At 59.9% G+C, this 20,686-nt stretch carries 21 protein-coding genes and 1 pseudogene; 15 read left to right on the forward strand and 7 right to left on the reverse strand.

What is annotated here, in order from left to right:
* Positions 1-92: 92 nt before the first annotated feature.
* The 10 genes from Q2T52_RS03715 (at position 93) to Q2T52_RS03760 (ending at position 9,560) form a co-directional block, all read left to right on the forward strand.
* Positions 93-818, forward strand: a complete 726-nt coding sequence (locus Q2T52_RS03715) for a LuxR family transcriptional regulator (protein WP_302076022.1) — start codon at positions 93-95, stop codon at positions 816-818.
* Between the two features lie 337 nt (positions 819-1,155).
* On the forward strand, positions 1,156-2,325 hold the full coding sequence (apbC, locus tag Q2T52_RS03720; protein WP_302075320.1) for an iron-sulfur cluster carrier protein ApbC: 1,170 nt from the start codon (positions 1,156-1,158) through the stop codon (positions 2,323-2,325).
* 139 nt (positions 2,326-2,464) lie between these two features.
* Positions 2,465-3,436 (forward strand): magnesium transporter CorA family protein, encoded by a 972-nt coding sequence (locus Q2T52_RS03725; protein ID WP_436799482.1) that lies wholly within the window; start codon positions 2,465-2,467, stop codon positions 3,434-3,436.
* 14 nt (positions 3,437-3,450) lie between these two features.
* A complete protein-coding gene (locus Q2T52_RS03730; protein WP_302075321.1) occupies positions 3,451-5,355 on the forward strand; it encodes a potassium transporter Kup in 1,905 nt (634 codons plus the stop codon).
* Between the two features lie 189 nt (positions 5,356-5,544).
* Positions 5,545-6,687 (forward strand): cell wall hydrolase, encoded by a 1,143-nt coding sequence (locus tag Q2T52_RS03735; protein ID WP_302076024.1) that lies wholly within the window; start codon positions 5,545-5,547, stop codon positions 6,685-6,687.
* 230 nt (positions 6,688-6,917) lie between these two features.
* Complete coding sequence (locus tag Q2T52_RS03740) at positions 6,918-7,268, forward strand: AtpZ/AtpI family protein (RefSeq protein WP_302075322.1); 351 nt, start codon at positions 6,918-6,920, stop codon at positions 7,266-7,268.
* A 68-nt stretch (positions 7,269-7,336) separates the two neighbouring features.
* Positions 7,337-8,089 (forward strand): F0F1 ATP synthase subunit A, encoded by a 753-nt coding sequence (locus Q2T52_RS03745; RefSeq protein ID WP_302075323.1) that lies wholly within the window; start codon positions 7,337-7,339, stop codon positions 8,087-8,089.
* A gap of 67 nt (positions 8,090-8,156) precedes the next feature.
* Entirely contained in the window at positions 8,157-8,384 is a 228-nt protein-coding gene (locus Q2T52_RS03750; protein WP_302075324.1) for a F0F1 ATP synthase subunit C, read from the forward strand.
* 79 nt (positions 8,385-8,463) lie between these two features.
* Entirely contained in the window at positions 8,464-9,069 is a 606-nt protein-coding gene (locus Q2T52_RS03755; RefSeq protein ID WP_302075325.1) for a F0F1 ATP synthase subunit B, read from the forward strand.
* Between the two features lie 5 nt (positions 9,070-9,074).
* A complete protein-coding gene (locus Q2T52_RS03760; RefSeq protein ID WP_302075326.1) occupies positions 9,075-9,560 on the forward strand; it encodes a F0F1 ATP synthase subunit B in 486 nt (161 codons plus the stop codon).
* Positions 9,561-9,628: 68 nt separating this feature from the next.
* Here the strand turns inward: Q2T52_RS03760 and rnhB are convergent, their stop codons facing one another.
* Complete coding sequence (gene rnhB / locus Q2T52_RS03765; RefSeq protein WP_302075327.1) at positions 9,629-10,282, reverse strand: ribonuclease HII; 654 nt, start codon at positions 10,280-10,282, stop codon at positions 9,629-9,631.
* Between the two features lie 192 nt (positions 10,283-10,474).
* The gene (locus Q2T52_RS03770) at positions 10,475-11,632 is read right to left on the reverse strand and encodes a PA0069 family radical SAM protein (RefSeq protein WP_302075328.1); all 1,158 of its coding nucleotides are present in this window, start codon (positions 11,630-11,632) and stop codon (positions 10,475-10,477) included.
* Positions 11,633-11,775: 143 nt separating this feature from the next.
* On the opposite strand from Q2T52_RS03770, the gene Q2T52_RS03775 reads away from it, so the two are divergent.
* Positions 11,776-12,285, forward strand: a complete 510-nt coding sequence (locus Q2T52_RS03775; protein ID WP_302075329.1) for a glycosyl transferase — start codon at positions 11,776-11,778, stop codon at positions 12,283-12,285.
* A gap of 4 nt (positions 12,286-12,289) precedes the next feature.
* Here Q2T52_RS03775 and moaB read toward each other — a convergent pair whose 3' ends face one another.
* From moaB to Q2T52_RS03795, 4 genes and pseudogenes are all read right to left on the reverse strand, one after another.
* Complete coding sequence (gene moaB, locus Q2T52_RS03780) at positions 12,290-12,841, reverse strand: molybdenum cofactor biosynthesis protein B (RefSeq protein ID WP_302075330.1); 552 nt, start codon at positions 12,839-12,841, stop codon at positions 12,290-12,292.
* The gene (locus tag Q2T52_RS03785) at positions 12,838-13,710 is read right to left on the reverse strand and encodes a 4-(cytidine 5'-diphospho)-2-C-methyl-D-erythritol kinase (protein ID WP_302075331.1); all 873 of its coding nucleotides are present in this window, start codon (positions 13,708-13,710) and stop codon (positions 12,838-12,840) included. Before Q2T52_RS03785 ends, moaB begins: the two co-directional genes overlap by 4 nt.
* A 196-nt stretch (positions 13,711-13,906) precedes the next feature.
* A pseudogene (locus tag Q2T52_RS03790) lies at positions 13,907-15,754 on the reverse strand (tetratricopeptide repeat protein); the annotation flags it as partial.
* A gap of 144 nt (positions 15,755-15,898) precedes the next feature.
* Positions 15,899-16,915, reverse strand: a complete 1,017-nt coding sequence (locus tag Q2T52_RS03795) for a polyprenyl synthetase family protein (protein ID WP_302075333.1) — start codon at positions 16,913-16,915, stop codon at positions 15,899-15,901.
* Between the two features lie 104 nt (positions 16,916-17,019).
* Here Q2T52_RS03795 and Q2T52_RS03800 point away from each other — a divergent pair, with 104 nt between their 5' ends.
* Entirely contained in the window at positions 17,020-17,253 is a 234-nt protein-coding gene (locus tag Q2T52_RS03800) for a putative signal transducing protein (protein ID WP_302075334.1), read from the forward strand.
* Entirely contained in the window at positions 17,210-18,010 is an 801-nt protein-coding gene (locus Q2T52_RS03805; RefSeq protein ID WP_302075335.1) for a tRNA1(Val) (adenine(37)-N6)-methyltransferase, read from the forward strand. Before Q2T52_RS03800 ends, Q2T52_RS03805 begins: the two co-directional genes overlap by 44 nt.
* A gap of 6 nt (positions 18,011-18,016) precedes the next feature.
* Here the strand turns inward: Q2T52_RS03805 and Q2T52_RS03810 are convergent, their stop codons facing one another.
* Positions 18,017-19,372, reverse strand: coding sequence for an Nramp family divalent metal transporter (locus Q2T52_RS03810; RefSeq protein WP_302075336.1), 1,356 nt, complete (start codon positions 19,370-19,372; stop codon positions 18,017-18,019).
* A gap of 195 nt (positions 19,373-19,567) precedes the next feature.
* On the opposite strand from Q2T52_RS03810, the gene Q2T52_RS03815 reads away from it, so the two are divergent.
* Positions 19,568-20,431, forward strand: a complete 864-nt coding sequence (locus tag Q2T52_RS03815; RefSeq protein WP_302075337.1) for a S49 family peptidase — start codon at positions 19,568-19,570, stop codon at positions 20,429-20,431.
* A gap of 42 nt (positions 20,432-20,473) precedes the next feature.
* Positions 20,474-20,668 carry a hypothetical protein gene (locus Q2T52_RS03820; RefSeq protein WP_302075338.1) on the forward strand — a complete coding sequence of 65 codons (195 nt, stop codon included), beginning with the start codon at positions 20,474-20,476 and terminating at the stop codon, positions 20,666-20,668.
* Positions 20,669-20,686 lie beyond the last annotated feature (18 nt).

Below are 20,686 nucleotides of genomic sequence, written 5' to 3' on the forward strand. Positions count from 1 at the left end.
TCATTAGCAAAGTCGCAATTTAGACAGCCTTTTCAAAGAGATCTGATATCTTCACACTCGTGGCGCAGCCGGAAAATACCACACCCATGAACATGGTCGACGCCTATACCTCTAGTCATCTCCTGCCTGCCCGCATTCAGGAAATCGCATCTCTCATGACGCAGTTTGATGTGCTGCGTTTCATGCGCCGTCTGACGGAGGCCTATGGACGTCGAACATTTATGGTGGGGGAGGTGCCGTCACAGACCACGCTGGAAATTTTGGGCAATGTCATCGTGACCAATTGGCCGTCCGAACTGATCTCACTTTATGACCAGAGCAAATTTCTGCAGACAAGCCCGGTGCTGCGCAGGCTCCGTAACCAGACGACGCCCTTCCAGTTCGTCACCGCAGATATTGCCAGCGAGCGTCAGGACGAGCGAGTAAAGGATTTATTGGAGCGTTTCGGCATCACGACCGGAGCGATATTTCCTGTTGCCGATCTGGCGGGGCGGCGCGCAGCCGTCGCGCTGTTCGGTGAGGGTCCCCAGTTCAGCGTCGCGCAAATGATGGAACTGGGTTATATTGCTGGTCATCTGTATGAGCGGCTAGCGACCATCCGCGACGTGGATGCCAAAATCAACAATAGCCTTAGCGAGCGCGAAGTGAATTGCCTCACCTGGACGGCCGCCGGCAAAACAAGCGCAGAGATCGCCAATATCCTCGATCTTTCCGAGCATACCGTCAATCACTACCTGAACCGGGCCACGAAGAAACTGGTCGCCGTCAATCGCACTCAGGCTGTCGCGAAGGCACTTCGACTGGGCATTATCCAGTAACGCCTGCCAAATAATCGACGCCTGGGAAGATTGCCGCAGAATTAGACAAAAAATCCGATGTTTTGGCGAAGTCATCCTTCAACGGCTTGCGATTCCAGATTGGCATAAACTGGCACGCGGCATGCATGTAGAAACGCAGGTCCAGAGGGGACTAAAAAGCGCACCAAGAGGCGCAACGAAAGAAAAGACCGCCGATAAAGCTGTGCGCGCCTTGAGCTGCTGCTGGCCTTATCGGCGGTCTTCATTTTTCATACTTGTTGCTTGAGGCAGCTCTCACCACCTATAAGTCCGCTGACAGCAAATGGCTGTGAGGCAGGACAGGAATGAGGAGTGGGCGATGCCCGACGTGACAAAGGACATGGTGATCGAGGCGCTGCGCCAGGTGCGTGGTCCCGACCTGGAAGGCGATGTCGTTTCGCTTGGCATGGTGTCCGATGTCTTCATTTCAGACTCCAAGGTCTATTTCTCGATCACCGTGCCTGCGGACAAGGCAAGGGAGCTCGAGCCTCTGCGGCAGGCAGCCGAGCGGACGGTCAAAGCCATTCCTGGTGTCAATGGCGCGCTGGTAACCTTGACGGCGGACCGCAAGGCCGGTGCTGCACCTGCGCCGAAGCCCGCGCCGCATGCCCATGCACCCGCGCATGCACATGGTCATTCCCATGGAGCTTCGAATGGCGCTGCACCCGCTCAACCGCGCCAGCAGAAGGCGGGCGTGCCGGGTGTCGGTGCCATCATTGCCGTTGCTTCCGGCAAGGGCGGCGTCGGCAAATCAACGACGGCCGTGAACCTGGCCCTGGCCTTGCAGGCGAATGGCCTGAAGGTCGGCCTGCTGGACTCCGACATCTATGGTCCCTCCGTGCCACGGCTTCTGAAAATCTCCGGCCGTCCGCAGCAGATCGATGGCCGGCTGATCAAGCCCATGGAGAATTACGGCCTCAAGGCCATGTCCATGGGCTTTCTCGTGGAGGAAGAGGCGGCGATGATCTGGCGCGGGCCCATGGTCCAATCCGCCATCCTGCAGATGCTACGCGAAGTCGCCTGGGGTGAGCTCGACGTTCTGGTGGTGGACATGCCGCCTGGAACGGGCGATGCGCAGCTGACCATGGCGCAGCAAGTACCGCTGGCCGGTGCCGTCATCGTCTCGACGCCACAGGATCTGGCGCTGATCGATGCCCGCAAGGGCATTTCCATGTTCCGCAAGGTGGAAGTGCCGCTGCTCGGCATCATCGAGAACATGAGCTATTTCATCGCGCCGGATACGGGCAAGCGTTACGATATCTTCGGCCATGGCGGCGCAAAGGCGGAAGCGGAACGCATCGGCGTTCCCTTCCTCGGCGAAGTGCCCCTGACCATGGATATCCGCGAGACCTCCGATGCCGGGACGCCTGTGGTGGTCTCCAATCCGGATGGTGCGGCGGCTGCCGTCTACAAGGACATTGCGACGCGTGTCTGGCAGGAATTGAAGGGGCGTGCCACGCGTGCGGCACCAGCCATCGTCTTCGAGTAAAGACGGCGGCTGATTCGTTTTACTTGCATTCGGGAGGCAGTAGTCTTATACGCGCCTCTCGCTTGGGACGAGGGAACAACTAAGCTTACCGTTCATTGCGTCGGATCAGGGGACTGTTCCATGACGCGGAGACAACCGCTTGATCAATGCCTATCGCTCCAACGGCAGCGTGACCGTGCTCCACCCATCGGAGAAGCTCACGCGCTTACCCGATGACATCGTCTGGCTCGATCTCATCGATCCGACCCGCGTCGAAGACAGCTACATGGAGCAATTGCTCCAGATCTCGATCCCGACGCGCGACGATCTGAAGGATATCGAACCCTCCAGCCGTCTCTATATCGAGCAGGATTCTGTCTATATGACGGCATCGTTGGTCTGGAAGGCCGATTCCAAACAACCGGAACTCACAGATGTTGCCTTCATCCTGACCGGTAACCGGCTGGTGACAGTACGCTATGCGGACCCGCGCTCGTTCAGCCTGTTCATCGCGGCATTGGGCCGCGTGCCGACTGATGTCCGCAACGGTAAGACCCTGCTTTCGCATCTCCTGGAGACGATTGCAGACCGCACGGCAGAAATCCTGGAAATGACGATTGCGCGGATCGACCGTCTTTCATCGGATATCTTCCGGGATCGTGACCGCCGTCGTCCGCCGAAGTTTTTGGAAGGCAAGCTGGCCGATATTGCTGAGAACCACCGGCTGATCGGCAAGGTGCGCGACAGTCTCGGCTCTCTGTCGCGTGTTCTGACTTTCCTTCAGAACACGCCCATGCTGCATACGGACGAAGATGCAGAAAAACTTTGCAAGACCGTTGCGCGCGATGTGGCGACCCTGTCGGAACACGCAGGCTTCGTGGCAGGCAATATTTCCTTCCTGCTCGACGCTTCGCTGGGGCTGATCAACGTCGAACAGAACGCGATCATTAAGATCTTTTCGATAGCCTCCGTGGTATTTCTTCCGCCGACCCTGGTTGCTTCGATTTACGGAATGAACTTCCGCGCAATGCCTGAACTGGAGTGGAGCTTTGGCTATCCCATGGCCCTTCTTGCCATGGTCGTTTCCGCCATTGTTCCCTTCTTCTTTTTCCGTTGGAAGGGCTGGCTCTAAGAGCCAGACAACTCATGTCACACGCTGACGAAGAACACAGTGTTGATCAAACGAGCTTGAAGCGCATCCTCGGCCTCACCCTCGGCTCCATCGGGGTGGTCTATGGCGATATCGGAACCAGCCCGCTCTATGCCTTTCGCGAAGCGCTGAAGCCCGTCGCTGCCCATGGCGGCGTCACGCCCGAGGCTGTGATCGGCATCATTTCGCTGATGATCTGGACGCTGACGATCATCGTCACCATCAAATACGTCCTGTTTCTGCTGCGCGCCGATAACGACGGCGAAGGCGGCACGCTCTCGCTGCTGGCCATGCTGACCAAGACGGCAAAGGCCAACAAGGCGCTGCTGATGATGCTGGGCCTGATCGGTGCGGCACTCTTTCTCGGCGATGCCATGATTACCCCGGCACTGTCTGTCATGTCGGCCGTGGAAGGGCTGAAGCTCGTCACGCCCTCGCTTAGCAATGCCGTGCTGCCCATTTCCATCGTCATCCTGGTCGGACTCTTTGCCATCCAGTCACACGGAACGGGAGCTGTAGCCCGCTTCTTCGGGCCCATTACCGCCGTCTGGTTCGTTGTGATCGGCATTGCCGGCATCGGTCACATCTCCGATGACCTTTCGATCCTGCATGCAATCAATCCGGTGCATGCGGTCTCCTTCATGATTCACGAAGGCTATGTGGGTGTGGTCGTGCTTGGCGCCGTCTTCCTGACGGTCACAGGTGCCGAGGCCCTTTATGCGGATCTCGGTCATTTCGGCCGCCGCCCCATCCAGTGGGCATGGTTTGCGCTCGTCTTCCCGGCGCTGACGCTGAACTATCTAGGCCAGGGTGCGCTGGTGCTGAAGCAGCCGGAGGCGATGTCTGATCCCTTCTACCTGATGTTCCCCAGCTGGGCGCTGCTGCCGGTGGTCATTCTCGCCACCTTCGCCACCATCATTGCCAGCCAGGCAGTCATCACCGGTGCCTTCTCACTGGTGCGTCAGGCCATTCATCTCGGCTATCTGCCGCGCATGCAGATCCTATTCACCTCGGAAACCAATACGGGGCAGATCTTCCTGCCTTACGTCAACAATCTGCTCCTGATCGGCGTCATCGCGCTGGTGCTCGGCTTCGAAAGCTCCGATGCGCTGGCCACCGCCTATGGTATCTCCGTTACCGGCGCCATGGTGGTGACGACGCTGATGGCCTTCGAATTCGTGCGTGCCCGCTGGCACTGGCCGCAATGGATTGCCGTCCTCTCGCTTTCGCCGCTGCTGGCGCTGGAAATGGTCTTCCTCGGGGCAAACCTGTTGAAGATCCATGATGGCGGCTACGTACCGGTTCTGATGGCCGCTGCCTTCACGCTGATCATGTGGACCTGGAAGCGTGGAACGGCGATCCTGGCGGAAAAAACCCGCAAGACGGATATTCCGCTCACAAGCTTTGCAGGCGCTATTGAAAAGAAAAGCGCGCATGCGCCGGTTTGCGTACCGGGCACGGCGATCTTCCTGACCAGCGATCCAGAATCGGCACCCGCCGCTCTGATGCACAACATCAAGCACAATCACGTGCTGCATGAAAAGAACGTGATCCTGACGATACGAACCGTCAACAAGCCGCGTGTTTCGCATGAACACTGTTTCCATGTGGAAAAGCTGACGGAGCGTTTTACGATCATCGAGCTGCGCTTTGGCTTCATGCAGTCGCAGAATGTCTCGCAGGCACTGGCTTACCTGCGCAAATCTGGCTTCAAATTCGATATCATGTCGACCTCGTTTTATCTCGGCCGCCGCAAGTTGGTCCCGGATGCGCGTTCCGGCATGCCGATGTGGCAGGACAGGCTGTTCATCGCGCTTGCCAATGCCGCCACCGACCCCTCCGATTACTTCCACCTGCCGGCCAACCGTGTGGTGGAGCTCGGCTCGCACGTGATCATCTGATTTTCTGTTTCATCAGAAAAATCGAATCCATTAACAGGCGCGTGCGGCCAGCACGCGCCTTTCCTTTGTTTTCTCGGCCGTTAACCCTCCATTTAGGTTAATATTAGATAGTCTGCGCATACCACTTGACCTGTTGGAGTAGCGGTTTTGCGTAAGGACAGTATCCCGCGTCGCCGGTCCATTCACTGGATGGACCGTTGGGCTTCGCCCGTCGTGTTCGGCGTGGCGGCATGGCTGATCTTTCCTTCAATTGCAGCACAAGGCGATCTGGCGGACCTGTTGTCCGGCCGCGACCGCGGCGCCAGCCAGTGGCGGATGGTACTGACCGATTCCCCCGCAGGTTCCCTGCACGCTGCAGAGCTTGCCTTTCCTGAAGCGGAACCGCGTCTGGGGGCGGATGCTGGCATCCAGTTGGCCGACGGCCGCAAGATTGCCTTCACGCATCCCGGCAAAACACTGGATCAGGTTCCGGACGAGGAGCGCGTCAACCGCGCCGCCAAAAAGGGCAGGGTGATGGCGGTGGAGCCCATGCAGCCGCCAAAAGCCTTCACCGCCGGTTCCATTCTCAAGCGCACGAGTTCACTGCTGGCACCTGTGGAGCCTAGCCACGAACGCATGGCCTTTGCAAAACCAGACCCGAAGGCGAAGGACGTGACGCTGACCGCCTTCTACTATCGCAAGACGGAAGAGAAGAAGGTGGAGGAGCCGCTGTCGCCCATGGTGGCACGTCTCATCAACAATCCGCATGCGGACAGTCTTCTTGCCACGGCCTTTGCGCCTTCCAAGCCGGACTTTTCTCGTCAATCGCCCTTTGACGCCATCCTGAAGAAACCGAGTGAGCCCGAGGAGGGGCGTTTCGTGCCGTCAATCGGGCCGAAGGATCATGCCTGGGCGGCGACCGTGCTTCCGCCGGATGTGTTTTCCCCTCAGGAGCAGCAGTGCCTTGCTTCAGGCATCTATTTCGAGGCGCGCGGAGAATCAGTGAAGGGGCAGGCGGCGGTCGCGCAGGTCATCCTGAACCGCGTGCGCAACCCCGCCTATCCGAAAACTATTTGCGGCGTCGTCTACCAGAACGAAGACTGGCGCAACCACTGCCAGTTCTCCTTCGCCTGCGATGACATCAAGGATCGTATCCGCTCGAAAGAACATTGGGCCATGGCGCGAGAAGTAGCAATGGCGGTCACGGCCGGCCAGATCTGGCTGCCGGAAGTGGGCTCCGCGACCCATTATCACGCCATCTATGTGAAGCCGAAATGGGCCCGTGGCATGGTGAAGGTTGGCCGCATCGGCCTGCATGTCTTTTACCGCACGCATGGCGGCGGCTGGAGCTAACCACAACCGATTCCCTGCGCAACTGTCGCACATCCTGTGTATGAACGGTTTAACCGATTGAATTTGCCCGGTTAATTTGTTCTGAATGAAGCGATCACGATGCCTTGACTATATGAGCGCGCAAAACTATGGTGCGCCCGACTTCAAAACGGGCCGGAAGGCGCGAATTCCTGGGCTTTGGCATCTCCAGACTGGTCATGTCGGAGTGAGAGTTGAGGGAGACGACGCCAATGACGGACGACCGGGACGAAGGTCTGGAAGAGCGCCGAAAGCGCCTGTCTGCCGAACTGGCAGAGCGGCGCAAGGGGGAAGCAGTCGACGCTGCGAAGGAAATGCAGTCCGAGGAAAGCCGCAAAGGCATGGCCCTTGGATTGAAGATCTCCTCGGAGTTTATTGCTGCTATCGCTGTCGGCTTCATGCTGGGCTTTTTGCTCGACCGTTTTGTTGGCACGACGCCGTGGGGGATGATCGCTTTCCTTCTTCTCGGATTTTGTGCGGGAATTCTGAATGTGCTGCGTGCCGTGGGCATGGTGGCAAAGCCTCGGTCCTTCGATGGAGATGACCAGGGTGGCAAGGGCTGAAGCCTTCGCCGAGAGTGGAGAATAATTCGCCAATTGCGGCGGGTGTAAGGAAGAAAGAAGGTAGAGCGGTGTCTAACGATCCGACGCATCAGTTTCAGATCTTCAAGATCGTCCCGATCCATGTCGGCGGCGTCGACCTTTCGTTCACCAATGCTTCCCTGTTCATGGTTGCAACGGTCGCCTGTGCTGCGGGCTTCCTCTATTTCGCGACGTCGGCGCGCAGCCTGATCCCGACCCGTGCGCAGTCCGTGGCCGAGCTCTCCTACGAATTCATCGCCTCGATGTTGAAGGAAGGGGCGGGCAGTCATGGGATGAAGTTCTTCCCATTGGTGTTTACGCTCTTCATGTTCGTGCTCACGGCAAACCTGCTCGGCATGTTCCCGTACTTCTTCACCATCACCAGTCAGATCATCGTCACCTTCGCGCTGGCGCTTCTGGTGATCGGCACGGTTCTCGTTTACGGTTTCTACAAGCACGGCTTCCACTTCCTGCAGGTCTTCGTGCCAAGCGGCGTTCCGGGTATTCTTCTTCCGCTCGTCGTTGCCATTGAAATCATCTCTTTCCTGTCCCGCCCGATTTCGCTGTCGGTTCGTCTTTTCGCCAACATGCTGGCGGGTCACATCACGCTCAAGGTGTTCGCAGGCTTTGTTGCCTCGCTCGGAGCCCTTGGCGCACTCGGTATCGGTGGCGCGATCTTGCCCCTGATCATGACGGTCGCTCTGACCGGTCTCGAATTCCTCGTCGCCTTCCTTCAGGCCTACGTTTTTGCGGTACTGACATGCATGTACCTCAACGACGCAGTTCATCCTGGCGGGCACTGAGGAACGACATTGGCGTCTTGAAGCGTCAGTCATCCACCGCAACACAATCTCTTTATAGGAGTGAAACATGGATCCCATCGCAGCAAAGTACATCGGCGCAGGTCTGGCTTGCTTTGGCATGGCCGGCACGGCTCTCGGCCTCGGCAACATCTTCGGCAACTACCTGTCGGGCGCGCTGCGCAACCCGTCTGCCGCTGACAGCCAGTTCGGCCGTCTGGTATTCGGCTTCGCCGTTACCGAAGCTCTGGGCATCTTCTCGCTGCTCGTAGCTCTGCTCCTCCTGTTCGCAGTCTAATTCAGACCAGAACATGAGATCACGGCTGCTCCTGAAGGAGCGCCGTGATCTGTCGTATTGAATACCCCTGGAGGTGATGATGTTCGTGACACCGGCATACGCGCAAGAAAAGGCGCCGGCCCATGGTGCAGCGCCGGCTGGCGAAGTGCATACGGAAACGGGCGTAGCGCATGGCGCTGAACACGGCGGCGGTGTATTTCCGCCATTCGACCAATCCACCTATGCATCCCAGCTGCTCTGGCTGGTCATCACCTTCGGCTTCTTCTACCTCATTATGAAGAATGTCATCGTGCCGCGCGTCGGGGGCATCCTCGAACATCGCCACGATCGCATTGCTCAGGATCTCGACGAAGCATCCCGCCTGAAGGCGGAAGCCGATGCGGCCGTCGCGACCTATGAAAAGGAACTGGCGGAAGCCCGTTCAAAGGCCGGCAGCATTGCCGAAGCCGCCCGCGAATCCGCCAAGGCCAAGGCTGCAGCAGACCGTGCGGCGATCGAATCCGAACTGTCGGAAAAGCTGTCTGCTGCTGAAGCGCGCATTGCCGATATCAAGGCAAAGGCCTTTGCCGAAGTCGGCACCATTGCCGAAGAAACCGCCTCTGCTATCGTTGATCGTCTGATCGGCGCCAAGGCAACGGCTGACGATATCCGTGCAGCGGTCTCTGCCGCCAAAGTGGAGGGCTGATCGCCATGGCATTTGATGCAACTTTCTTTGCACTTGTCGGCCTCGTTCTCTTCCTGGCGCTGGTCGCTTATCTGAAGGTTCCGGGCATGCTGGCGAAGTCGCTCGACGCCCGCGCCGTAAATATTCGCAATGAGCTGGACGAAGCCAAGCGCCTGCGTGAAGAAGCCCAGCAGCTGCTGGCCGAATACCAGCGCAAGCGCAAGGAAGCCGAAGCAGAAGCTGCACAGCTGATTGCGTCCGCTGAGCGCGAAGCCGCGGCCATCACCGAAGACGCGCGCCAGAAGACGGAAGAATTCGTTGCTCGCCGCAACGCTCTTTCGGAGCAGAAGATTCGTCAGGCTGAAGCCGATGCTATCGGCGCCGTTCGTGCCGCAGCCGTTGATCTGGCCGTTGCCGCCGCTGAAAAGGTGATCGCCGCGAAGGCGGATGCCTCGACCCAGCAGGCTCTGTTCAACGATTCGATCGGTAGCGTGAAGTCGCGCCTCAACTAAGCGCTTCGCCTACACTCCATTTGAGAAAGGCCGGATGAACAGTCCGGCCTTTTTTGTTGTTTGATGTTTCAATCCTTCCGCAGCGGCCGGAAGCTCATGCGGTGAAGGGGGCAGGCGCCTTCTGCATCGATAGCCTTGCGATGTTGCGCCGTGCCGTAGCCCGCATGATTGGCAAAGCCGTAAGCGGGATAGAGGGCATGGGCGCGCTCCATCATCCGGTCGCGCGTCACTTTGGCTATGATCGATGCGGCGGCGATGGAGACCGAGCGCGAATCGCCCTTGATGACAGCTTTGCCATGACACTCCAGTCCCGGCGGCACATCGCGACCATCCGCCAATACAATCTGTGGTCTGACGCAGAGCCCTGCCACGGCGCGGCGCATGGCGTCGAGGCTCGCGCGTAGGATGTTGCGCTGATCGATATGGGCGGGGCCGGAACTCGCGATCGAAACATGAGCCGTGGCAAGGATCTCCTCGAACAGACGTTCCCGTTGCTTCAGCGTCAGTTGCTTGGAATCGTTCAGGCCATCGGGGATATTGTCCGGATCGAGGATCACGGCGGCTGCTACGACAGGTCCGGCCAGCGGCCCGCGACCTGCCTCATCGGTTCCGGCAACGGGCCAATGACCAGCCCTCCGGGCAATCAGCTCCAGGCTGAAATCGGGGACAAGAGGGGCCTCATCGAAAAGGTCAGGAGAATCGGGTGGCGTGCTATGTAACATGCGGCGAAACTCGCACGCGCACCCGATCTCCTGCAAGCCCCGGCAAGCGGTGAGGCGGCAACGCTGGTCCACCCAAGGGGCGCGGGCGGAAGCCGGGGTGTATCGGCGCGAGGCGGTGGATCGCGCCGAATTCGACATCATCAAAACGCGAGGGTCATGTCGCGTCTTGCAAAATCCAATGATCTCCGGGCGTCAGAGCAAGGAGAGCTGCACCCCGCCACTGACTGGCGGAATGAACAGATCTTCGCGCAGTGCCATGCCGCGGCGGGCAAGGCCGAGCCGCTTGGTGGCGATTTCGAAGCGGCGTGAGATCTGCCAGGCATAGGGGCCGGCGCCTTTCATGCGCTTGCCGAATTCTGCGTCGTAATCCTTGCCGCCACGCATGGAGCGGATCAGCGACATCACATGCCGGTAGCGATCCGGATAATGGCGCAGCAGCCAGTCGCGGAAGAGGGGGCTGACCTCCAGCGGCAGACGCAGAAGAATATAGCTGGCAGCAGAGGCGCCAGCCGCCTGACCGGCCTCCAGAATACGCTCCAACTCGTGATCGTTCAGTGCCGGGATCAGCGGCGAAACCAGCATGCTGGTCGGGATGCCGGCTTCCGTCAGCTGGCGGATCGCTTCCAGCCGTTTGGTGGGCGTTGCGGCACGCGGCTCCATGGTGCGGGCAAGCTTGCGGTCCAGCGTCGTCACCGACAGGCCGACCTTGGCCAGACCCTTGGCCGCCATTTCGCTCAGGATGTCGATGTCGCGGGTCACCAGGGCAGATTTGGTCACGATCATCACAGGATGATTGGCCTTGGCCAGAACTTCGAGGATCTGCCGCATCACGCGCCATTCCTTTTCGATCGGCTGGTAGGGGTCCGTATTGGTGCCGATGGCGATAGTACGCACCTTGTAATCCCGCTTGCTCAGCTCCCGCTCCAGAAGCCGTGGCGCGTCTGGCTTGGCAAACAGTTTTGCCTCGAAATCAAGGCCGGCGGAAAGGCCCATATAGCTGTGGGTGGGGCGGGCGAAGCAATAGATGCAGCCATGCTCGCAGCCACGATAGGGATTGATCGAGCGGTCGAAGGGGATGTCAGGGGAATCGTTGCGGGTAATGACGGTGCGCGGCTTCTCGATCTGCACCTCGGTCTTGAACGGCTCCAGCTCTTCCAGGCTCTGCCAGCCGTCGTCAAAGGCCTCGCGCCGCTCTTCCTCGAAACGGCCGCTGGGGTTAAGGCCAGCGCCGCGTCCGCGCCTGCGGTCCACGTCGACCCTAAGGCCGGAGGCCTCGACCAGGGCGTCGGCAATATCGGCCGTATGCGCAGGCGCGAATGCGTCCTGCCGCAAAAGGGACAGCTCGTTCATCGGGAAACTCCTCAAGGTCAGCGGCACCGCCAACCATGACTAAATTCCTAGATCACAAATGAGAACAATGCAAGAACAAAATCGATTTACCCTGCCGTGACAGCTTTGTGGCTTTTGCTTTCGCAATGCGATAAAGCTCGATCATGCTGACTGTGCTGATGGAATGCCGCGACCAGGAATCGGAACTGGCCCAGACCCTCTCCGTGCTCGTTTCGGGTGCGGTGGAAGGGCTTGTCAGCGATGTCGCTGTTCTGGATCACGGTTCCAATGACGCCTCTTCGCGGGTGGCGGATGCCGCTGGTTGCCGCTTCTATCAGGATTGGAGCCTCAGCGACGTGCTGGGGGCTTCGCGCGGCGAATGGGTCATGCTGATCGAGGTGGGGGCTCGCCCGCAGATCGGCTGGATCGATGAGGTGGCAGAACATATTGCCATGAACAGGACGCCGGCGCGCTTCTCTCCGTCGCGCAATCATAAGCGCCCATTTTACCGTCGCATTGGTCGCTCCATGCCGCCGCTGGAACTTGGCTTCATAGTCCAGAAGACGCAGGCAATGACGCTCTCGAAAGCCGGCATGCAGCTTGGTGATCTCGCGCGTGGCCAGAAGGCGTTTCAGTTGATCAGCGAAATCGTACCCGCCTGGGCGGCACGCTGAGTGCTCAACCCTTGCCGCCGCGTTTCAGGTGTTCGTCCAGCCGGGGCATGATCTCTACGAAATTGCAAGGCATGTGGCGGTAATCCAGCTGCACCTTCAAAATGCCGTCCCAAGCGTCCTTGCAGGCGCCGGGTGAGCCGGGCAACACGAAGATGAAGGTGGCGTTGGCCACGCCGCCCGTGGCGCGCGACTGGATCGTCGAGGTGCCGATCTTGTCGTAGGAGATGCGGTGGAAGACTTCCGAAAAGCCGTCCATGCGCTTTTCAAACAGCGGTTCCAATGCTTCCGGTGTCACATCGCGACCGGTAAAGCCCGTACCGCCTGTGGTGATCACCACGTCGATGTCCTCGGCAAGCGTCCAGTTGCGAACCTGAGACAGGATCTGCTCTTTGTCGTCAGCCACGACGGCCCGCGCCACGAGCTTGTGCCCTGCTTCCGCGATGCGCTGCACCAGCGTGTCACCAGATTTGTCGGTGTCCAGCGTCCGGGTATCGGAAACCGTCAGCACGGCAATGCCAACCGAAATGAACGGACGGCTTTCATCAATGCGGCTCATGCGCTTCCTCCCGCCAGTGCTTGTGTGGCCTGAACGTACCAGCCTGGCTTTCGTTCGGATAGAATCTTTGCGGCCTCCGCTGCCGCATTTCTATCGACATAGAGACCGAAGCATGTTGCGCCGGAACCGGACATGCGGGTGAGTGTCGCACCCGTTTGTTCAAGCGCCTGTAGCGTCTCGGCAATCGCTGGCGTGAGGGCGCGGGCAGGGGGCTCGAGATCATTGCGCAACCGCGCAATCCGTTCCGTCCAGGGGAGGGTGGCTGTGGCATCCAGATCCATGGGCGGATTGTCGCGCTTCTCCAGCCTGCGAAACACCTCCGGTGTTGATACGGCAACAAGCGGATTGGCCAGCACCAGAAAGAGCGATGGAAGGGCGACCGATTGCAGGTGTTCACCGATTCCCTTGGCAATCAAGGGTCGGCTCGCAAGGCACATGGGCACATCGGCGCCCAGCGAAAGCGCGATCTCCTGAAGCACGGGATCAGGAAGCATGACCTGCCACAGCCGCATCAGCCCGCGGAGCGTCGCGGCCGCATCGGCGGAGCCACCACCAATACCGGAGGCAATCGGCAGGTTTTTCGTGAGTTCGATGGAAACGGCAGGCGCAGATTGGCCGGACGCCTCGACCGCCTGCCTTAGGCGATTGCGCGCCTTCAGCACCAGATTGTCGGTATCTGCCGAGAGCAGGGCGCCATAGGGACCAGTGAGGGTGAAGTCGTCCTCATCCGCCGGTTCAAAGGTCAGCAGGTCGCCATGGCTGGCAAAGGTCACGAGGCTATCCAGCAGGTGGTAGCCATCGTCTCGCCGTCCGGTCACATGCAGCGCGAGATTGATCTTCGCTCGCGCCGTCTCGGTGATCTCAGCCATTGCCTCAGTTCTTGGGCGGCAGCTTCAGGATCTGGCCGGGATAGAGCCGGTGCGGATTGCGCTTCAGTTCCGGATTGATGTCGATCAGATCCTTCGAACGATCGCCGTCGCCCAATGCCTCAGTGGCAATCTTGCGCAGCGTATCGCCATTCTTCACCGTATAGGTCGCATCCTTCGGCGCTTCCGGTGAGGCGTCGGATTTGGTCTCTGGCTTGGCATCCGTCTGCGTCACGGCGGGTGCTGTCTGGGCAGGCGTTGCCATTGCCGTCTGACCGGCAGGCGGCGCGGCTTCGGCTAAGCCGTCACGGATCTTCTGTTCGATCTTCGGAATTTCCGTCAGTTCCGGCTTCATGGTCAGCGCGCGCTGCCACTGATAGTTCGCTTCCAGACGGCGGCCGACGCGCCAATAGGCATCGCCCAGATGGTCATTGATGGTCGCATCGCCCGCGCGCAGCTGCACGGCGCGTTCCAGCTCGTTCACCGCGTCGTCATAGCGGCCCAGCCTGTAATAGGCCCAGCCGAGCGAATCGACGATATAGCCATCATCCGGTCGTAGTTCGACAGCCTTGCGGATCATGTTCAGCCCCTCATCGAGGTTGCGGTTCATGTCCACCCAGGAATAACCGAGATAGTTCAGCACCTGCGGCTGCTCGGGGTTCAGTTCCAGCGCCTTGCGGAAGTTCGGCTCCGCCTTGTCCCACTGCTTCAGCCGCTCATAGGCAATACCGCGCTGGAAGAAGACGGACCAGTTGCCGGGCAGCGGCACGGGGCCGATCACGTCGATCGCCTTGTCGTAATTCTCGGCCATGGCCTGATAATCCTTGGCGTCGGAGAGAACGCTGCCATAGGCCACATAGCTGCGGATATCAGTCGGATCGGATTCGATCAGCTTCTTCAGGTGCTCGCGGGCGGCGGGAATGTCACCCGTCTGAGCCAGAGTCAGGCCGAGCTGCAGTTCCGAAATGCGCCGCAGCGGGGAATTGTCAGGGATCTTCTTGTAGAGATCGATGGCAAGCTTCGGCTGCTCCATCTTCTCGGCAATGCCACCCAGCAGCAGCAGCGTATCGGCGCTGTCGGGGTCAAGCGCATGGGCAATATTGAGGTAGAGCGCCACCATTTCCTCGGCACCCTGGCGGTTCAGCGCGCTGCCGATGGAGAAGAGTACGGCGGATGCGCCCTCCGTTGCATTCTTCACCTGCTGCTCGGGCTTTTCGCCCTTCTCGATGCTTTCGCGCAGCGCCTTGAGAGGTGCATAATTGGCCACCAGCTTGTCGCCAACGGCAATGGCATCCAGCGCCTTCTGCTTGTTGCCCTGGGCCGCTTCCAACCGGGCAAGCGCCATCACGGCGCGCATGAAGGTATCGGGTGTGGTTGCAACGCCTTCCTGGTTGGTGATGGCGGCGCTGAGATGGCTGCGCGCGCTTGAAACATCGCCCGCCACGATCGCCATGGCGCCCATGTGGTATTCGGTAAAGACCTTGAACCAGCCGGGGCCCTTCAGGCTCTTGATGTAATTGACCGCATCCTTGCCCTTGCCGGCACCGACGCGTGCCCATCCGATCATCAGCGAATGGGTCAGCCGGTCGAGGTCGTTGTTGCCCTTGTAGACAAGGATCTTTTCCGCATCGGTATAGTTGCCGGATCGAATGGCTTCGAGACCGCGAATGACCGTGGTCACGCGCTCGACGGCGGTGTCTTCCTTCAGCGCATCTGCCTGCTTCAGGCTCTCATCGAACTGGCCGTTCATCAGAAGCGAGATCATTAGCCGTTCGCGGATTTCCAGATTGGCGGGCTCGAATTGCAACGCCTTCTGGTAGAGCGCAATGGCGGTGGGATAGTCGTGATCGACGTCTGCCGTGCGCGCAGCCAGGAATGCGCCGGAGAAGGTGTTGACGCGGTCTGCCGCGAATGTCACCGTTTCGGTCGCGGGTTTGGCCTCTTGCACCTCTTCGGCCGCAACCAGCTGTGGCGCGGAAAGCGCCATCAGGAGCGTGGCACCGAAGGCCGCGCTGGAGAGCAGACGGAGGGCAAATTTCTGCCGCATGAACATGCCTTTCATGAAAAGCTTTAGGCAGCGGGATGGCTGCCGCGAATCCTGCGCCGATGATTCACCATAGAATGGCTTTTTTGGAGCAGGACCGCAAGAATCTGGCCTGATGTCGGGGCGGGTTCAAGCCCGCCCAAACGCTCAGCTGACGCGTTCGATGCAGAAGTCGATCACTTCCATGAGAGCGGCCTTGTGGGCCGATGCCGGAAGCGGTGCCAGCGCATCGCGCGCGATCATGCCATAGTGCTTGGCGCGTGCGATCGTGTCGCCCAGGCCGTTGTACTTGGCAATCAGGGCGAGTGCCTGCTCCAGGTTCGCATCACTGCTGTCGCCGCCTTCGATCGCGCGTTTCCAGAAGGAGCGCTCCTCCTCCGTGCCGCGGCGGTAGGAGAGAATGACCGGAAGCGTGATCTTGCCCTCACGGAAATCGTCGCCGACATTCTTGCCAAGCTCGGCAGCCTTGCCGCCGTAATCGAGCGCATCATCGACCAGCTGGAAGGCGAGGCCGAGATTCATGCCGTAGGATTTCAGCGCGTTGCGGCCAGCCTTTTCCGTATTGGCAATGATGGGGCCGACTTCGGCAGCGGCGGCAAACAGGGCGGCCGTCTTGGCGCGGATGACGGAGAGGTAATCGTCCTCAGTCGTCTCCATGTTCTTGGCAACCGAAAGCTGCAGCACTTCGCCTTCGGCAATCACGGCCGCAGCGCTCGCGAGAACGTCCAACGCATCGAGCGAGCCGACTTCCACCATCATCTTGAAGGCCTGGCCGAGCAGGAAGTCACCGACGAGAACGCTGGCCTGGTTGCCCCAGATCATGCGGGCGGTGGACTTGCCGCGGCGCAGGTCGCTCTCATCCACCACATCATCATGCAGAAGCGTGGCGGTATGCATGAACTCGACACTGGTGGCGAGCTTGATATGGCCTTCGCCCTGGTAGCCGAACATCTGCGCGGCAGCCAGCGTCAGCATCGGACGCAACCGCTTGCCACCGGACGAGATCAGGTGGTTTGCCACTTCCGGGATCATCTGCACGTCGGAGCCGGCCTTGGACAGGATCAACTGGTTGACGCGATCCATGTCGCCTTTGGTAAGGTCGACCAATGGCTTGATCGAACCCTGCTTATTTTTGCCCTCTTCGAGCGGAATCACGACGCCCAACAGCCCGGCCTCCTATTCAAAACTTGGCGCGGACAATAGAAAGACCGCCATGTTACGGCAAGCGCCAAATAGACACATGACCTAGATTTGAGATGGTTTCACCCATGGAAGAATTGATTCGGACAAATAATGCAGTGGTCCTCTCCTTCGCAGAGAGCCTGCTGAAGGATGCGGGCATCCATTGCATCGTCGCCGATCAGGCCATGAGCATTCTGGAAGGTTCGCTGGGGCTCCTGCCGCGGCGCCTGCTGGCAGAGAGCGAACGTATCACCGAGGCCCGGCGCCTTCTGACGGATGCAGGTCTCGGCGACGAGTTGCGGGAGGAGCCGCGTGGCTGACACGATCGATGCCTTTCATCGCGGTGGCTTCTATCTGCTGCAGCCCAAGGGCGGCGGCCATCGTGCCGGCATGGATGCCATGCTGCTCGCCTCGCTGGTGGCGGATGAGCGTCCTGTCCGGGTTGCGGATCTAGGGGCTGGCGCTGGCGCGGCAGGGCTTGCCGTGGCCGCGCGTCTGCCGCAAGCGGAGGTTCTGCTGGTGGAGCGTTTGGCCCTGATGGCGGATTATGCGCGCAAGACGCTGGAGCTTGCCGAAAACGCTCACCTCCGATCAAGGGTCGGCGTGGTCGAAGCGGATGTGACACTGCGGGGCAAGGCGCGGGTGGAAGCAGGACTTCCCGACGATCATTTCCACCACGTCATCATGAACCCACCATTCAACGACGGGCGCGATCGCATCACGCCCGATCCGGTCAAGGCGGAAGCGCATGCCATGACGGAAGGCCTGTTCGAAGGCTGGATCCGGACCGCCGGTGCGATCATGATTCCCGGCGGGCAGTTGTCGTTGATTGCCCGGCCTGAATCGGTCGCGGAGATCATCGCGGCCTGCGGTCGCCGTTTCGGCGGGCTTGAAATCACTGCCATCCATCCGCGTCCAGGTGAAGATGCGATCCGTATCCTGGTGACAGCCATCAAGGGGTCGAAGGCGCGGCTTGCGTTCAGGTCGCCGCTCTTCATGCATGCGGCAGAAGGCCATGCCTTCACACCCTTCGTGGATGACCTCAATAACGGTCGCGCCGCTTATGCGCGTAAATGAGCGCGATTAGCCGACGGCGCCGCTGAGGACGTCGATGACGAGCTTCACATTCAGCGCGGAAATGATCAGCGCAATTATGATGGCCAGAGCCGAAACCCAGCGGGGTGAAACAAGCTCGCCCATCTTGCGGCGGCTGGCGGTGAACAGCACCAGCGGAAAGATTGCGAAAGGAAGCTGCAGACTCAGCACCACCTGGCTGAGGATCAGCAGCTCTGCCGTGCCCTTTTCGCCATACCAGAGGGTTACGAGTGCTGCGGGAATGATGGCGAGCGCCCGGGTGATGAGGCGGCGCACCCACGGCTTTACCTTCAGCCGCACGAACCCTTCCATCACGATCTGGCCGGCGAGCGTCGCTGTTGTGGTGGAGTTGAGGCCGCTGCACAGAAGCGCGATGCCAAAGAGAACCGGCGCCAGCGTGCTGCCGAGGAGCGGTGCCAGCAGAGCGTGGGCATCGCCCAGTTCGGCGACATCCGTGCGGCCATTGGCGTTGAACACTGCCGCCGCCAAAATGAGGATCGAGGCGTTCACCATCAGTGCGAAAATCAGCGCCACGGTGGAATCGATCGTCGCAAACCGCAGGGCCTCGCGCTTGCCGGGCATCTCCTTTGCGATCTGACGGGTCTGCACGATGCCGGAATGCAGATAGAGATTATGCGGCATCACGGTCGCGCCGATGATGCCGATCGCGATGTAGAGCATGGTCGGGTTGGAGAGGACGGCGGAGGAGGGCAGGAAGCCCACGCCGACGGCGCTCCAATCCGGTGAGGCAAGCGCCAGCTGAACAGCAAAGCAGGTGCCGATCACAGCCGTCAGCGTGATGATAAAGGCCTCGATCCAGCGGAAGCCGAGCTTCTGCAACATGAGAACGATGAACACATCGGCTGCGGTGATCAACACGCCGATTTCGAGCGGAATGCCGAACAGCAGCTGGATGCCGATGGCTGTCCCGATCACCTCGGCAATATCGGTCGCGACGATGGCGATTTCCGCGAGGATCCACAGTGCGATGGTGGCAGGCCTGGAATAGGTGTCGCGGCAGGCCTGTGCGAGATCGCGGCCGCTCGCAATGGCAAGCCGCGCTGCAAGCGCCTGCAGCAGCATGGCCATCAGGCTGGAGGTGAGGATCACCACCAGCAGCGTGTAACCGAACTGTGAGCCGCCGGCGAGCGAGGTTGCCCAGTTGCCCGGATCCATATAGCCGACCGCCACGAGATAGCCGGGGCCCATGAAGGAGAGTGCGCGGCGCCAGAGCGGCCCACTGCGACGCGGTGCGATCGAGCCATGAACTTCTGACAGCGCGGGTTCACCGCGTGCCTGCCGCCATCCGTCCATTGCATGCTCCTCGGCAAAAGGTGTTGCCATTCCGCGCTCCCATATCGGGCCTTATTGCAACTAATTCGCAATAGCATAGAGCGATTATTCGATCTGGCAAGCGCGAATGCACCGAAAATTGAGGGATGCTTGCCTTAGAAAGATAGGATTTTCCGCTCAAGCCATTGCGTACCGCGCTCGGCTGCATACATCTCCCAAGATTGCAGCTTATAGACAGGAGATGACATGGCAGGCCTATTGAAGCGGTTGATTCCAAAACGGTTCCGCAAGGAAGGCACTGTCATTCCCGTCGTTCGCCTGCATGGTGCCATCATGACCGGTGGTAGCCAGTTCCGTCCAACGCTGAACCTGGCCGCTGTTGCGCCCGCCTTGGAGCGTGCCTTTGCCATGAAGGATGCGCCGGTCGTTGCCATTTCCATCAATTCGCCCGGCGGTTCGCCCGTGCAGTCGCGGCTGATTTTCCAGCGCATCCGGGCGCTTTCTGAAGAGAAGGGCAAGCGCGTACTCATTTTCGTGGAAGATGTGGCAGCTTCCGGCGGCTACATGATTGCGCTGGCGGGTGACGAGATCTTTGTCGATCCCACCTCCATCGTCGGCTCCATCGGCGTCGTCTCGGGCGGGTTCGGCTTTCCCGAACTCCTCAAGAAGGTCGGTGTGGAACGGCGCGTCTATACGGCTGGCGAGAACAAGGTCATCCTCGATCCTTTCCAGCCGGAGAAGGAAAGCGACGTCGAATATCTGAAGACGCTGCAGTTGGAGATCCACAAGGTCTTCATCGATATGGTCAAGTTGCGGCGTGGCGAGCGTCTGGCCGATGACGCGACCATCTTCTCCGGTCTGTTCTGGACCGGTTTGCGCGGCGTGGACCTCGGCCTGGTCGATGGGGTCGGGGAGATGCGTGAAGTCCTGAAGCGCCGGTTCGGCGCCGATACCAAGTTGCAGTTGATCGGCGGCGCGCGTACCCTGTTCGGACGCCGTGTGCCGGGTGTTTTTCAGGGCTTTGCCGGCGGGGAAATTGCAGCATCTGCCGCGTCCGGTCTTGCGGCTGCGGTGGAAGAGCGGGCATTGTGGAGCCGTTACGGATTGTGACGCGCGCGTCCCCGCGATTGAAACAGGCAAACAGGATCGGCCATGCCGCAACTTATCTTTCTTGCTCTTCTGATCGGCGGCGGCTGGTATCTGTTCAAGAAATTCCAGAATGAAGCCCAGAAGGTTACCCAGCGTGCGCGTCAAAAGGAACGCGAGCAGCGGACGGGTGCCATGGGGACGCTGGTAAAAGATCCTGTAACTGGAGAATACCGGTTGAAGCGGGATGAAGAATTATAATTGATGCTCAAATTTGAG

This window comes from Rhizobium oryzicola (genome assembly GCF_030504645.1).
GTDB lineage: Bacteria > Pseudomonadota > Alphaproteobacteria > Rhizobiales > Rhizobiaceae > Neorhizobium > Neorhizobium oryzicola.

Excerpts from the sequence above, each read along its gene's own strand:
- Q2T52_RS03755 (WP_302075325.1), top strand. The coding sequence starts at position 8,464 with ATGTTCGTGACACCGGCATACGCGCAAGAAAAGGCGCCGGCCCATGGT.
- Q2T52_RS03810 (WP_302075336.1), bottom strand. The coding sequence starts at position 19,372 with ATGGCAACACCTTTTGCCGAGGAGCATGCAATGGACGGATGGCGGCAG.
- Q2T52_RS03785 (WP_302075331.1), bottom strand. The coding sequence starts at position 13,710 with ATGGCTGAGATCACCGAGACGGCGCGAGCGAAGATCAATCTCGCGCTG.
- Q2T52_RS03800 (WP_302075334.1), top strand. The coding sequence starts at position 17,020 with ATGGAAGAATTGATTCGGACAAATAATGCAGTGGTCCTCTCCTTCGCA.
- Q2T52_RS03770 (WP_302075328.1), bottom strand. The coding sequence starts at position 11,632 with ATGAACGAGCTGTCCCTTTTGCGGCAGGACGCATTCGCGCCTGCGCAT.
- Q2T52_RS03820 (WP_302075338.1), top strand. The coding sequence starts at position 20,474 with ATGCCGCAACTTATCTTTCTTGCTCTTCTGATCGGCGGCGGCTGGTAT.
- apbC (WP_302075320.1), top strand. The coding sequence starts at position 1,156 with ATGCCCGACGTGACAAAGGACATGGTGATCGAGGCGCTGCGCCAGGTG.
- Q2T52_RS03805 (WP_302075335.1), top strand. The coding sequence starts at position 17,210 with ATGCAGGTCTCGGCGACGAGTTGCGGGAGGAGCCGCGTGGCTGACACG.
- Q2T52_RS03750 (WP_302075324.1), top strand. The coding sequence starts at position 8,157 with ATGGATCCCATCGCAGCAAAGTACATCGGCGCAGGTCTGGCTTGCTTT.
- Q2T52_RS03715 (WP_302076022.1), top strand. The coding sequence starts at position 93 with ATGGTCGACGCCTATACCTCTAGTCATCTCCTGCCTGCCCGCATTCAG.
- rnhB (WP_302075327.1), bottom strand. The coding sequence starts at position 10,282 with ATGTTACATAGCACGCCACCCGATTCTCCTGACCTTTTCGATGAGGCC.
- Q2T52_RS03735 (WP_302076024.1), top strand. The coding sequence starts at position 5,545 with ATGGACCGTTGGGCTTCGCCCGTCGTGTTCGGCGTGGCGGCATGGCTG.
- Q2T52_RS03730 (WP_302075321.1), top strand. The coding sequence starts at position 3,451 with ATGTCACACGCTGACGAAGAACACAGTGTTGATCAAACGAGCTTGAAG.
- Q2T52_RS03815 (WP_302075337.1), top strand. The coding sequence starts at position 19,568 with ATGGCAGGCCTATTGAAGCGGTTGATTCCAAAACGGTTCCGCAAGGAA.
- moaB (WP_302075330.1), bottom strand. The coding sequence starts at position 12,841 with ATGAGCCGCATTGATGAAAGCCGTCCGTTCATTTCGGTTGGCATTGCC.
- Q2T52_RS03760 (WP_302075326.1), top strand. The coding sequence starts at position 9,075 with ATGGCATTTGATGCAACTTTCTTTGCACTTGTCGGCCTCGTTCTCTTC.
- Q2T52_RS03740 (WP_302075322.1), top strand. The coding sequence starts at position 6,918 with ATGACGGACGACCGGGACGAAGGTCTGGAAGAGCGCCGAAAGCGCCTG.
- Q2T52_RS03775 (WP_302075329.1), top strand. The coding sequence starts at position 11,776 with ATGCTGACTGTGCTGATGGAATGCCGCGACCAGGAATCGGAACTGGCC.